The following is a 12987-nucleotide window of genomic DNA, read 5'->3' on the forward strand; positions in this document are numbered from 1 at the left end:
CAGTCAGCTCCGGCCCCTCGCCGGGTTTCACCGGTCCGCACCGTCTTGCTGACGTCGCTTGGCAAACTTGTGCGAGGCGTTGCGAGGATGCGCGGTGGCAGCGGCTCTGCCCTCCCCGGTCTACTCGTTGAGAAAATCGACCCGCACTTTATGAGGCGAACGCTTGACCAGCTTCCGTTTGGCGTTGTGGTGATTAGCGGTACCAACGGAAAAACGACCACAACAAAGATGGTCGTCGAACTGCTTGAGGGCCAGGGCCTCACCGTCTTCACCAATAAAACCGGCAGCAACTTCACTCGAGGAGTGGCCTCCGCGCTCCTCGGCGAGGTCTCACTCACCGGAAAGACAACTGCCGACATTGCGATCCTCGAACTCGACGAAGCCCACGCCGTGCATTTTGTCCGCGCCGTCGCACCAAAGTACAGCCTGCTACTCAACGTCATGCGCGACCAGTTGGACCGCTTTGGCGAGATCGATACAACGGCTAACCTGCTGCGAGAAATTGCCATCCACACGACGGATGCCGTTGTCCTCAACCGCGAAGATCCTCGGGTGTTCCGCCTTCGCGACTCCCTGACTTCGCAGCGACCGGTGTTTTTTGGGCTCGACGAGTCGTTGCTGTCGCTGTTTCCCAATGATGACAGCCTGCGAGGCTCGGCACCACAGCCTCCTGTTGAGGGTGGAACGGCTGCCGCGGGCGACGCACCGGCAACCGCCCTCGCCCGGCCGGAGGCCGATGTCACGCTGCTGAGCATCGACGGCGATTCGGCTGTCTTCGAGTTCGACGGCAAGCGCGTTGGCACATCACTCCAGCTTGAGGGCGTGTATAACATCTATAACGCGGCTGCGGCACTCGCGCTGACCCGCACGATTCTTGGTGACAAGGCGCAACGCGATCAGCTGATCACGAGCCTTGCCAAAGTCGCGCCCGCGTTTGGCCGCGGCGAAAAGCTCTCCGTCAACGGGCAGCCGCTTGAGCTTGTCCTCGTGAAAAACCCGAGTGGCTTCCGCCTTGGGCTTCACTCGTTCAGCCCAGAGGGCTATGCGACGATGATCGCGATCAACGACAACTACGCCGACGGCCGCGACATGAGTTGGCTCTGGGATGTTGAGTTTGATTCGCTTCGCCCCGCCGGTGTCGCGACGGTCACCGGTATCCGCGCCTACGACATGGCGCTGCGGTTGCAGTACGACGAGGTTGCGGTTGGCTCGGTCGTCCCCGATCTGAGCGAGGCACTCGCCGAGTTCATCGCGAAGGCCCCAAACCAGCCAAAGCGAATTTTCTGCACCTACACGGCGATGCTTGCGCTGCGCCGTGAACTTGGCAAAATCACGACGGTGGAGGCGATTGACTAACATGGCGACCCAGCACGATTCACCAACGCAGATCCACGTTGTTCAGCTCTACCCGCGCGATATGAATATCTATGGAGATTTTGGCAACGCGCTTTCTGTTCAGCGTCAGCTTGAGTGGCAGGGCTACGAGCCGGTTATGCACACGTACGATCCCGGCGACACCTTCCCCAAAACCGTCGACATCATTGTTGGCGGCGGGGGCCAGGATAGCGGGCAGGGCATCGTCCAAGACGACCTGCTCGGCATCGCGCCACGGCTTCACGATCTCGCGGATGCCGGCGTCCCGATGCTCATGATCTGCGGGCTGTATCAAATGTTTGGCAAGTTCTTTCGCACCATTGATGGCACCACAATTACCGGAATCGGTGTGCTTGACGTCGAAACTATTGGCAAGCCGGAGCGCCTCATCGGCAACATCGTCACTCACAGCGACGAATTTGGTGACATCATCGGCTACGAAAACCACAGCGGACAGACGTTCCTCGGAACCGATGCGGTCCCACTTGGCACCGTGATGCAGGGCGAAGGCAATAACACGACCGATACGACAGAGGGCGCACGATCGCGCAACGTCATCGGCAGCTATCTCCACGGCTCCCTCCTCCCAAAGAATCCGGCGCTCACAACGTTTTTGATCAATGCGGCCCTCCACAATCGCGGGCTCGACCCGGTCGGGGCGGGGGCCCTGTCTGCCGCGGGTCAGGCCGCCGCGGCATTCGCCCGCAACGCGAGGGAAGTTGCAAAGAAGCGCCCCCGCTAACACCAACTGAGTTTGGTCTCTCGGCGCGGTTTGGCAGGAGACTCGGCCCGTCATTCCAGCGAATGCCCTCGCTCACGGCCGGCAAACACTGCCCCTCTGCGCCTCCGTTTGCTGGCAGAATGCCCCCTAACTGGCAAAACGGTCATCGATCATTGCGTTTTCGTGCGATCATTATTTTTGGGCACAATGGTGCCCGCAAGAAGCATTAGACGCTTGCGTCTGTCCGCGACACGGTACCTTCCGGGAATTGGGTACCGCGTTATTTGGGGGGCCTAATTATGTTTTTATTTGAACCAGAAGCACGACAAACGATCGATCATTTGCGCAGGCAGACCAGCGTGAATATCGTCGGGCGTTGGGGCAGCGGTCGTTCGTCGACCGCACGCGCCGTTGTTGAAGACCTCGAAAAGAGTGGAACCGAGGTCTATTTTCTCGCGGGCAATCCCTCACTCAAGGTTGACCCCTTCTCCGGTGTCTTTGAGCTCAGTTTTATCAACGAGCAGCAGTTTCCGCGCGGCCATTCTTCCATTGTTCGACTCGCGGATGCCTTTGCCGTTGAACTTGGCATGGGCCGCAACAAGGTCATTGTGCTCGACGACATCGAGAACATTGATCATCAAACCCTCGCCGTCGTTGCGCTCGCGCAAACGCGCACAAGCGCTCCCCTGCTGTACACCTCGAACGCAGGTGCCGTTGCTGACCGCAGCAACCCGATCATTGCGACGAACCGCTGGCCAGAAGCCCGCATCGAACTCAAACCGCTGCGCTACGAAGAAGTAAACGAGCTGGTCCTTTCCCGTCTCGGACACAGCGTTGATGCCGCCGTCATCACCCGTATCTTCAATAAGTCGGCCGGCAACCCTCGGCTTGCTCGGGTGATCGCAGAAAGCGCCGCGATGCACGGGTCCATCAAACTCCGCGACGATGTTTGGGAGATGATGGCTCCCTCCTTGTGGAACACCCACCTTGAGGGAACCGTCGAGTCCATGCTTTCGCACCTCTGCGCTGAGGAGGCGACGGCGCTCAAAACGCTCACGATGCTCGGTTCAGAAACCGCCGAACGATTCCTGAAGCTAACCGAGACCCACGTGCTTGATTCCGTCGAAGCTCAGGGGTTTATCGCCCTCCTCGGCGACGGAAAGGGCAAAACACTCATTACGGTACAGCCACCCGTGATCGCAGACTATTTCCACAACCAGGCACGCTCCTCGGCTCGCGCCCGCATCGCAAGTCGCATCCAAGAGGTGCTCGGCATTTCTGAGCAAGAACTCGCGCAGCGTGAGGTTTCGCAGCCAGAAGAACTTGATTCGCTGAACGTCCTGCGCCGAGAGTCAACCGTTGACGACGCAACGCTCGCACGCTATTTTCAGCAGCAACAGCACATGCATCTCACGCTCAAACGAGAGGCGTGGCTCGCGCAGCCGTCGCTGGCAAATGCCGTTGATTTCCTCGCGGCCGTGTGGGATTCCCCACACGACGAAATCATCTTCTCCGAGGTATTTGAGCTCACCAGCATCGCGGCAGACGATGATGCCCTCTTAGTACTGCGCTTCATTACCCTGCAGGCTCAGTGGCTTGCAATCAGCAGGCAAGAGCTAGATAAGGCGCAGCAGCTACTCATGGGCTTCGGTTCTGAGCATCCAACGTGGGCAGGCCACATGGATGCGTACTGCGCCCTACTCGAAACCATCTTGATTGCGGTGCCAGAGCGGTACGAAGAGCGGCTCGCCGCCGCGATGAACTCCTACCCTGAAACGGGCATGGTTGCCACGATTCTTGCCTATATCCGGACTGTTAACGGCTTTCCACGCGAGGCCCTCGAGGTCCTCGACGCCCTGCCAGATACCGCTATCCCCCTTGCGAGCAAGATGGCCGACTTTATCAGGGGGCTTGCCCTCTGCCAGGTTGGGGAAGTCCGCCAATCACTCGACTGGTCGCTCGCCAAGCGGGCCGACGCTCGATCACGCCTGCAAAAATCGGACCTCTACTCGCACTCCTACGTTGCGGCAATCGCTCTCATGCAGCTTGATCTGTGGGATGAAGCTGAGCAGGTACTCAGCAGCGTGCTTGCCCTTGCCCGCCCCGGGCTGCTGTTCGTCTCAACCTACGAGGCTATGCTTCGCCTCACGGCTGTCATCGTTGCTCGAACCAACCGCAAGTCGCTTGCGGCCACGTTCATTCGGGAGGCGGAGGATTCCTTCCCGGGTAAGCACCCAAGCAAAAACGGCCCCCTGCCGGGCATGCAGACGGCGCTGAACTCGGTAGTGATCGAGGCGAGGCTTGGCGATTCGCAACGCCTAGAAATTGAGCTCGCGGCATCCCTCGCCGACAGCGCCGAGCGCGGATACGTGTTTGCGGCGGTATCAACTGGCATCGTTGGCCTGTGTATCGCACCGTCTTACACGCTCTACGACGAGGTGCAGCGACTCGTTGACGCTCGCCATAATCCGGCGCATGCTCGGCTCCTGAAGATTGCTTCGTTTGCCCTTGCTGGTTCGAGCGACGATCTCATGCGGGTGGTGACGGAATACACGCTCGACGGTGACGAATACCTCATCTCGCTGCTCCTTCGTTCGGTCACCCGCATGCACAGGGACAACGACGAACGAGACAAAGCGTTCGATGTTGAGACCGCGCTTGTTGAACTCGCGCGAAAGCATCCGAGTCTCCAGCCGAGTGTGTCTCGTGAACCGCGCGCCGCGGTGCACCTGCTCACCGAGCGCGAGCGTGAGGTCGCGCTCCTTGCCGGCACGCTCACCAACGTCGAGGTAGGACAACGCCTCGGCATCAGTGCACGAACCGTCGAGAACCATATCTCAAATGCCCTCCGCAAGACTGGTGCGGCGAGCAGGGTTACGCTCTGCGAGCTGGTTTCCGGCCAGCCCAGGTCTGAGACTCCACTGCGCAGCCGCTAACGGCACCGCGCGATAGTATGGATGCCGTGACCGACAGCATCCCTTCGACCGAATCCGGCCTGCGCGCAGACCCCATTCGTTTTCCCCTCGCTCAGGGCGTTGGCGATGAGGTCAGCCAGCTCATCACCACCGCGCGGAACCTGGCGAACCAGGGGCTCAGCGAGGTGCATCCTGAACTGCAGGCCGCTGGGCTGTACATCATGCGCTGGCTCAGCACGCACGGCCCGACGCAGGCTGGCAAGATCGCGGAAGCGCTGCACATGGACAAGAGCGCGGTGAGCCGGCAGACGCGCTCCCTCCGCGAGTACGGTTTTGTGACAAGCGAGCAGGACCCAACTGACGGACGGGCAATGGTTGTGCAGCTGACACCGCTCGGGCAGGGCAAGCTCGACGGACGCAAGCAAGTCTCTCGTGAGCGATTCTATTCAAGGCTCGAAGACTGGACCGCCGACGAGCTCAACTCGCTGCACGAGTTACTCGCAAAGCTCAACCGCAGCAAGCCGTTTGGCGAGTAGCGTGCCATCGCGGGCGTCGAGCATCCAGCTTCCGGTGCGAACCAACCGGCTGCTGCTTCGCAACTGGCAGCCTTCCGATTCAGCGCCCTTCATCGCGATGGGTCAAGACTCACAGGTCATGCAGTTCTTCCCATCCGTGCTGTCACAGGCAGAGAGCCAGGCGTTTATTGACCGGCAGCAATCGCACATCACCGAGCGAGGCTGGGGATTCTGGGCGATCGAACACGATGGCGCGTTCATCGGTTTCACCGGGCTGGCCACGGTTGGTTTTGCTGCTCATTTCACCCCGGCCGTCGAGATTGGGTGGCGCCTTACTCCAGAGGCCTGGGGCCATGGGTTCGCCACCGAGGCCGCCAGCGCCGCCATAGACATCGCGTTTCACTCGCTCGGCCTCGATCAGGTGGTATCGTTCACAGCATCGCAGAACACCCCGTCACGGGCCGTTATGGAGCGCCTAGGAATGACCAACGAGCCAGCGGACAACTTTGACCATCCCCGCCTTCCGGAGGGGCACCCACTTCGAGCTCACGTGCTCTACCGGGCCAGGCCAGCCGCCTAGGCGCTTGGAGACGCGTATCGGCGCAGCCGAGCGTTGAGCGACATCCGCACGACCGGCCACTCGCTTTCGATCACGGAAAAGACCACAACGTCGCGAGGGATGCCCTCTTTCCAGATGTCGTGGTTGCGCAAGACACCGTCCTGCTTTGCTCCGAGCCTCGCAATCGCCTCGCGCGACTGGTGATTGTGCCAGTGCGTACGGATCTCGACAGCAACCGCATTCAGCGTGTCAAACGAGTGCGTGAACTGCAAGAGTTTTGCCTCGGGATTGATGCCGGTTCGCTGCGCCGACTTTGCCATCCAGGTCGAGCCGATCTCGACGTGGCGGTGATCCTCACGTATGTTCATGAGCGTCGTCATCCCGATGGCTCTACCGGTTTCGTTGTTAATCGTGGCCCACGGCAGCATCGTGCCAAGCTGCTGCAGCCCAAGGCGGCGATCAATCTCGGCCGACATCCCCTCCGGCGAGGGCACCGTGGTGTACCACGCCGCTTCCCAGAGCTTGCCCTCGTCGGTCGCGAGCGCCAAATCGTCATGGTGCTCATGGCTCAGGGGAACGAGCGTCACGCGCTCACCGGTCAGGGTTACGGGGTCTGCAAATGCCATAGTCAAACCCTAGTCAAGAACCCGCGTTTCATTCCGAATATCCACGCGGAATACTCGCATTCGCTCACGACGATTCTGCGCGGGCCGCGGCCCGCCAAACGTTAGTCGTTCCAGACCAGGCAGAACGGATGGCTTGCGGGGTCGAGGTAGACGCGGAAATGTGGCGTTGGCTCCCCGAGCGGCACGATCGGGTGGCCCGTCGTGCGTGCGCCGCAGGCGATGACGGCGGCCTCTGACCAATCGATGTCCTTCACGACGACGTCGAAGTGGGCCTGCGCAGGATGCTGCCCTCCTGGCCACGTTGCCGGCACAAAATCGTCGATTCGCTGGAACGCGATGTTGCCTCCGGCCCCGCCGATAAGCTCAACCCAACCCGTGTCGTCTTCCGACGCAACGATCTCACCCCCGATCAGGTTCTGATAAAACTCAGCAAGCTCGAGCGCATCCTCGCAGTCGAGTACGGGATATTGCAGCGTTCCAATGGCAGTCATGTCATCCTCCTGAACGGTTCGGTTGCTCGCCATGCTACCCGCTCGCGGGGTGCATTCTCGCTCGCGGGGTGCAAAAAATCGCACCCCGCGAGCGCAAGTGCACCCCGCGAGCGAACAAACGGTTACTTGCGTTCGCGCTTCTCACGCACACGCATGTTGACCACGATGGGCGAGCCCTCAAAACCATAGATCTCGCGAAGGCGTCGCTGAATGTAGCGACGGTATCCGGGATCGAGGAAGCCGGTCGTGAACAACACAAATGTGGGTGGACGCGAAGCTGCCTGCGTACCGAAGAGGATGCGCGGCTGCTTTCCGCCACGAACAGGGTGCGGATGCGCCTGCGTCAGCTCCGACAGGAACGCGTTGATCTTGCCCGTCGGGATGCGCTTGTCCCACGACTCGAGAGCGGTCTCGAGGGCGGGCACAAGCTTCTCAAGGTGCCGCCCGGTCGTTGCCGAGATGTTGACGCGAGGAGCCCACGCAACGTGCGCGAGGTCGGTCTCAATCTCGCGCTCCAAGTACTTGCGGCGTTCGTCATCGAGCAGGTCCCACTTGTTGAACGCGAGCACAAGCGCGCGGCCTGATTCAAGCACGAGGTCGATAATGCGAACATCTTGCTCGCTGATGGGCTGCGAAACATCGAGCAGCACAACGGCAACCTCTGCCTTTTCGAGGGCAGTGCTCGTGCGGAGCGAGGCGTAGAAGTCTGCGCCCTGCGCCATGTGCACGCGGCGACGGATACCGGCGGTGTCAACAAACGTCCAGACCTTGCCACCAAGCTCGACCTGCTCGTCGACAGGGTCGCGAGTGGTGCCGGCAAGGTCGTTCACAACAACGCGCTCTTCGCCTGCCGCCTTGTTCAGGAGGCTCGACTTGCCAACGTTTGGACGGCCGAGGATCGCAACTCGGCGAGGTCCGCCAACCTGGCGTTTTGCAACGGCCGACTCGGTGGGCAGCTTTTCCATGACCATGTCGAGCAGGTCGGCAACGCCGCGTCCGTGCAGGGCAGAAACGGGATGCGGCTCACCGAGGCCAAGCGACCACAGCGCGGCGATCTCAGGCTCCTGGCGAGCGTCGTCAACCTTGTTCGCAACGAGAAACACTGGCTTTTTGGTCTTGCGCAGCATCTTCACGACCTGCTCATCGGTGGCGGTTGCCCCAACGCGCGAGTCAACGATGAAGAGCACCATGTCGCAGAGGTCAATGGCTACCTCGGCCTGGGCGGCAACGGAAGCATCGATCCCGCGGGCGTCTGGCTCCCATCCACCGGTGTCAACGATGCTGTACGGGCGTCCGTTCCACTCTGCCTGGTAGGTGACGCGGTCGCGTGTGACGCCTGGGACATCCTCAACAACTGCCTCGCGGCGGCCGAGGATGCGGTTCACAAGCGCTGACTTGCCAACGTTCGGACGGCCGACGATCGCAACAACCGGAAGCGCCGGCAGGTAAAGCACGGCGTCGGGGTCGGCATCCTGCGCCTCGAGCAGGCTGATGTCTGCGTCGTCGAGGTCGTAGTCGTCGAGGCCCATGCGAAGCGCACGCGAGCGAGCCTCAGCCGCTTCGTCGTCAAGGTTCTCGAGCCGCTCGTCTACTGCTGCGTCGACCTCAGCCGCTCCTTCGTCGAGCGGGTCAACAAATCCTTCGTCGCCTGGCACTGATGTGTCGTTTGTCATGCTTGCTCCTTCACCGTCGCCGCACGGATCACAGTGATCACGGCATCCACGGTTTCATCAAAATTAAGGGCTGTCGAGTCGACAACCTCCACGCCTTCGGCCGCATTCATAAAGTCGACAACTTTGGAGTCGGCGGCGTCTCTGGCTCGGATCTGGTCCGCGGTCTGGTCGACAACGGAGTCTGTGACTGATTCGGCTGCCGCGCTGACGGCACCAATCAGTTCTGCGCCGCGCCTCGCGGCACGCACGCTTTCGTCGGCCGTGAGCAGGATGCGCACGGGCGCGTCAGCAAACACCACGGTCGTGATGTCGCGTCCTTCAACAATCACGCCTGGCAACTCGCTGCTTGCGACGATCGAGCGGAACAGGTTGGTGAGGTACTCTCGCACCTCTGGCACCCTCGCGACGGCGCTCACGGCGGCGCTCGTCTCCGGGGTGCGGATGGCCGCCGTCACGTCGGTGCCGTTCACGGTCACGGTGACGTGGTCTGGGTTGAGGCCGATGGAGTAGTCGAAGTGGGTGAGGGAGCCGCGAACGGCATCCGCGTTCTCACGGTCAAGGCCGGAATCGGTGACGTGCCAAGCGAGCGCCCGGTACGCGGCACCGGTGTCGAGGTATCCAAAACCAAGCTTTCGCGCGGTTGCGCGGCTCACGCTTGATTTACCGCTGCCTGCCGGTCCGTCAATCGCAACGATCGTTGGGGTCTGCCCCCGGTTCTGTGCGGTCATAGGGCTGCGATTCTCCATCCGCGAGCTTCGAGATCTTCGATGGCTCGCTGCTTTACTTCGGGAACAACCGAGATCTCGGCAAAGCCGATCTGGGCGCCGGGTGAGTGCTCAAGGCGAAGGTCTTCCATGTTGACCCCGATCTCACCGATCTCGGTGAGCAGGCGACCGAGCGTTCCCGGCTTATCGTCGACCATGACGGTGACAGATTCGAACCGTCGGTTCTGGCCGTGTTTGCCTGGGAGCCGCGCGACTCCGGCGTTACCAGCCGCGATGGCGTCGGCGATCGCACGGCGCGCACCAGGGGTCGCGGTGCCGTCAGCCTCTGTTGCGGTGAGCGCGCCAATGACGGTGTCAAGGTCATTGCGCAGTTCGTGCAGCACCTCAACAACGGGGTTGGCGTTGGCACCGAGGATCTGCAGCCACAGCACTGGGTCACTCGATGCGATGCGGGTGGTGTCGCGTACGCCCTGACCGGCAAGTGTCACTGCGGTCTCCGGAGCATCCGTAAGTCGCGCCGCGAGCAGACTCGCAACAACCTGCGGCACGTGCGAGACAAGCGCAACGGAACGGTCGTGTTCCTCCGGTGTCATCTCGATCGGTGTGCTGCCAAGATCAAGCGCAAGGTCTTCAACAAGGGCAAGGGCCCACGACGGAGTCTCCTCGTCGCGGCAGATGACCCAGGGACGTCCAAAGAAGATGTCGGCGCGCGCCGAAATAGCGCCGCCGCGTTCCCGCCCTGCGAGTGGATGCGAACCGATGTAGTTGGTGAGGTCTACTCCCTTACCGCTCAGATCGCGGAACGGCTGCAGCTTCACGCTCGCAACGTCGGTGACCACGGCATCAGGGAACGCGAGCAATTCGCGCTCAATCAGGCTCGAGGTGACGTCGGGCGGGACGCAGACGATCACAAGCTGCGGGATGTCGCCTGGCTGCGGCAAACGGCCTGCACCGTAATCAACAGCGAGGGCGAGGGCCGAGGGCGAGGCGTCGTCGAGGGTCACGTCGATGCCTTTTTCGCGCAGCGCAAGCCCAATGCTCGCGCCAAGCAAACCGGTACCCACGATTCTGACCTGACTCTTCAGCCTGGCCGAACGCTCGGTGTCGCTCACAACGTCTCTTTCGGGTCGCTGCCGCGCGGAGGCGGCGTTGGTCGGTATGTTCGGAAGGTTATTTTTTCTCGGATGTTTTTTCTGCGTCGCGCACGATCGTCAGAAGTTCACCCTGTTCTACTTTAGTCAGTTCGCGAACCGCACCAGACCGGAGAGTTCCCAGGTTCAGCGGGCCAAACTGGCGGCGGACCAGATCAATCACCGGGTGACCGACCTCTTCGAGCATCCGTCGAACGATGCGGTTACGACCGGAGTGCAGGGTGATCTCGACGAGCGAAACGCCTTTGCCCTTGCCCTCGTCAATCAGCCGCGCCTTGTCAGCTTTGATAGGGCCGTCGTCGAGTTCGATTCCGTTGCGGAGCCGCGCGATGGTCTGCGCAGAGACCATGCCCTCAACCTTGGCAATATACGTTTTGCTGACACCAAAGGACGGGTGGGACATGACATGCGTCACGTCACCGTCGTTGGTCAGCACAAGGAGTCCAGAGGTGTCGTAGTCAAGTCGGCCAACGTTAAAGAGGCGGACATCAAACTGGTCGGTAAACTCGCGCAGGTCTGGGCGGCCAACCTCGTCGCTCATAGTGCTCACCACGCCTCGCGGCTTGTTGAGCATGTAGTACTTCTTCGAGACGTCAAGCTGCACGGCTTTGCCGTCAACAGTGATCTTGTCGGTCGCGAGGTTGATCCGACGGCCCATTTCCTCCACCGTCTTGCCGTTGACCTTCACCCGGCGCTGCGCAATGAGATCCTCGGATGCTCGACGCGATGCCACACCAGCAGCGGCAAGCGCCTTCTGCAGGCGGACACCGGAGGGGCCGGCATCCTCGGTCTCTTTGTCCCAGGCGCTGCTATCGTATGTCACCGTCAAATCCTTCCGTGCCGTCTTCGAGTAGTGGCGAGATCGGCGGCAACTCATCAAGTGAGTTGATACCGAGCTGGCTCAGTAAGAGGTCTGTTGTTCCGTAGGCAATCGCCTGGGTCTCGCTGTCGGTCGAGACCTCGGTGATGAGGCCGCGGCCGAGTAGTGTTCGAACAACCGAGTCAACGTTTACCGCCCGGATCGACGCGATTGCACCGCGTGTGATGGGCTGTTTATAGGCAATAACCGACAGGGTTTCGAGGGCCGCTTGGGATAGTTTACTTGGGTTATTCGTGTGCACGAATTCCGCAACAACATCGTCGTACAGGGCGCGCACGTACAGGCGCCATCCTCCGCCAACCTCGCGAAGCTCAAAGCCACGCTCGATTGAGCCGTCTGACATACCGTTGTAGTCGTCAACGAGGCGCGCGATCGCTTTGCGCACCAGGTCAACGGGCGTGTCGAGGGCCGTCGCGATGGCAACGGGGCTCTGCGGTTCGTCGGCAACCAACAGGATGGCCTCAACGGCCCGATCAAGATTTACCGTCATGAGTTACCCGTCATAATCTGCTCCAAGGTTTGCAAGGTCGTCGTCTGACCAATCGCTGTCGGTCCACCGCAGCACAAGATCGCCGAGCGGTTCGAGCTGTTCAAACGTCAACGACGCGTGGCGGTACAGCTCAAGCACCGCAAGGAAGCGGGCAATGACAACACCGCGCTCTGCGACGCCCGCGATGAGTTCGCGGAAGGAGACGGCTTCTCCTGAACGAAGCTGACTCACGATGAACGCGGCCTGTTCCCGAATGCTCACGAGGGGTGCGTGCAGGTGATCAAGACCAACCGACGGCAACTCTCGCGGCGCCATCGCGAGGGTCGCGAGCGCCGCAAAATCTTCGAGGCTCAGCGTCCAGACGAGCTCAGGGGTCCGCTGACGATATTTCTCTTCGAGACGCACCTGACGCGCGTGGCGGGTGGCTTCCTTGCCAAGCTGTTCGGAGAACCAGGCGGCGGCCATCTTGAATGCGCGGTACTGCAGGAGACGGGCAAAAAGCAGGTCGCGGGCCTCAAGCAGTGCAACATCCTCGGCGTCAACCACCTCGCCCTGCGGAAGCAGGCTTGCGATCTTCAGGTCAAGCAGGGTCGCGGCAACAACGAGGAACTCTGAAGCTTTGTCGAGTTCGTCAGCAGAATTGAGCTCGCGCAGATACGCAATGAACTCATCGGTGACCTTACTGAGCGAGACCTCGGTGATATCAAGCTCGTGCTTGCCGATGAGATTCAACAGCAGATCAAAAGGGCCCTCAAAATTACCAAGGGAGACCCTAAACGACTCGCCATCACTCTCGGCGGTGTTCGCCGAGGCATCAGCAACATCAACCGCGTCGTCAGGAACCCTGTCGACGACCATAACCACTCA

General features: G+C 61.0%; 13 protein-coding genes. 5 read left to right on the plus strand and 8 right to left on the minus strand.

Translation table 11 applies throughout. The features are described from left to right. Positions 1-87: 87 nt before the first annotated feature. The 5 genes from FHX76_RS05970 (at position 88) to FHX76_RS05990 (ending at position 6105) form a co-directional block, all read left to right on the plus strand. Complete coding sequence (locus FHX76_RS05970) at positions 88-1356, plus strand: Mur ligase family protein (RefSeq protein WP_243848694.1); 1269 nt, start codon at positions 88-90, stop codon at positions 1354-1356. A 1-nt stretch (position 1357) separates the two neighbouring features. After that, complete coding sequence (locus FHX76_RS05975) at positions 1358-2116, plus strand: type 1 glutamine amidotransferase (RefSeq protein ID WP_167148870.1); 759 nt, start codon at positions 1358-1360, stop codon at positions 2114-2116. A gap of 338 nt (positions 2117-2454) precedes the next feature. Next, on the plus strand, positions 2455-5031 hold the full coding sequence (locus FHX76_RS16670; RefSeq protein WP_341777870.1) for a helix-turn-helix transcriptional regulator: 2577 nt from the start codon (positions 2455-2457) through the stop codon (positions 5029-5031). Between the two features lie 26 nt (positions 5032-5057). Then, positions 5058-5546 (plus strand): MarR family transcriptional regulator, encoded by a 489-nt coding sequence (locus tag FHX76_RS16675; RefSeq protein WP_167148872.1) that lies wholly within the window; start codon positions 5058-5060, stop codon positions 5544-5546. 1 nt (position 5547) lies between these two features. Further along, complete coding sequence (locus FHX76_RS05990) at positions 5548-6105, plus strand: GNAT family N-acetyltransferase (protein ID WP_208402447.1); 558 nt, start codon at positions 5548-5550, stop codon at positions 6103-6105. Here the strand turns inward: FHX76_RS05990 and FHX76_RS05995 are convergent. The 8 genes from FHX76_RS05995 to FHX76_RS06030 form a co-directional block, all read right to left on the minus strand. Further along, positions 6102-6710 (minus strand): GNAT family N-acetyltransferase, encoded by a 609-nt coding sequence (locus FHX76_RS05995; protein WP_167148874.1) that lies wholly within the window; start codon positions 6708-6710, stop codon positions 6102-6104. The two genes, FHX76_RS05990 and FHX76_RS05995, sit on opposite strands and share 4 nt — an antisense overlap. 101 nt (positions 6711-6811) lie before the next feature. Further along, on the minus strand, positions 6812-7201 hold the full coding sequence (locus FHX76_RS06000; protein ID WP_167148876.1) for a VOC family protein: 390 nt from the start codon (positions 7199-7201) through the stop codon (positions 6812-6814). A 122-nt stretch (positions 7202-7323) separates the two neighbouring features. Beyond that, on the minus strand, positions 7324-8874 hold the full coding sequence (gene der / locus FHX76_RS06005; RefSeq protein ID WP_167148878.1) for a ribosome biogenesis GTPase Der: 1551 nt from the start codon (positions 8872-8874) through the stop codon (positions 7324-7326). Beyond that, entirely contained in the window at positions 8871-9602 is a 732-nt protein-coding gene (gene cmk / locus FHX76_RS06010) for a (d)CMP kinase (RefSeq protein ID WP_167148880.1), read from the minus strand. The genes der and cmk overlap by 4 nt, the downstream gene beginning before the upstream one ends. Then, on the minus strand, positions 9599-10711 hold the full coding sequence (locus FHX76_RS06015) for a prephenate dehydrogenase (RefSeq protein WP_167148882.1): 1113 nt from the start codon (positions 10709-10711) through the stop codon (positions 9599-9601). The genes cmk and FHX76_RS06015 overlap by 4 nt, the downstream gene beginning before the upstream one ends. Positions 10712-10769: 58 nt before the next feature. Next, positions 10770-11579, minus strand: coding sequence for a pseudouridine synthase (locus FHX76_RS06020; protein ID WP_386762661.1), 810 nt, complete (start codon positions 11577-11579; stop codon positions 10770-10772). Continuing rightward, positions 11560-12120, minus strand: coding sequence for an SMC-Scp complex subunit ScpB (scpB, locus tag FHX76_RS06025; protein ID WP_167148886.1), 561 nt, complete (start codon positions 12118-12120; stop codon positions 11560-11562). The genes FHX76_RS06020 and scpB overlap by 20 nt, the downstream gene beginning before the upstream one ends. 3 nt (positions 12121-12123) lie before the next feature. Then, a complete protein-coding gene (locus FHX76_RS06030; protein ID WP_167148889.1) occupies positions 12124-12978 on the minus strand; it encodes a segregation and condensation protein A in 855 nt (284 codons plus the stop codon). Positions 12979-12987 lie beyond the last annotated feature (9 nt).

The organism is Lysinibacter cavernae (assembly GCF_011758565.1).
GTDB classification, from domain to species: Bacteria; Actinomycetota; Actinomycetes; order Actinomycetales; family Microbacteriaceae; genus Lysinibacter; species Lysinibacter cavernae.

Excerpts from the sequence above, each read along its gene's own strand:
- FHX76_RS05970 (WP_243848694.1), top strand. The coding sequence starts at position 88 with ATGCGCGGTGGCAGCGGCTCTGCCCTCCCCGGTCTACTCGTTGAGAAA.
- FHX76_RS05975 (WP_167148870.1), top strand. The coding sequence starts at position 1,358 with ATGGCGACCCAGCACGATTCACCAACGCAGATCCACGTTGTTCAGCTC.
- FHX76_RS05995 (WP_167148874.1), bottom strand. The coding sequence starts at position 6,710 with ATGGCATTTGCAGACCCCGTAACCCTGACCGGTGAGCGCGTGACGCTC.
- FHX76_RS06000 (WP_167148876.1), bottom strand. The coding sequence starts at position 7,201 with ATGACTGCCATTGGAACGCTGCAATATCCCGTACTCGACTGCGAGGAT.
- der (WP_167148878.1), bottom strand. The coding sequence starts at position 8,874 with ATGACAAACGACACATCAGTGCCAGGCGACGAAGGATTTGTTGACCCG.
- cmk (WP_167148880.1), bottom strand. The coding sequence starts at position 9,602 with ATGACCGCACAGAACCGGGGGCAGACCCCAACGATCGTTGCGATTGAC.
- scpB (WP_167148886.1), bottom strand. The coding sequence starts at position 12,120 with ATGACGGTAAATCTTGATCGGGCCGTTGAGGCCATCCTGTTGGTTGCC.
- FHX76_RS06030 (WP_167148889.1), bottom strand. The coding sequence starts at position 12,978 with ATGGTCGTCGACAGGGTTCCTGACGACGCGGTTGATGTTGCTGATGCC.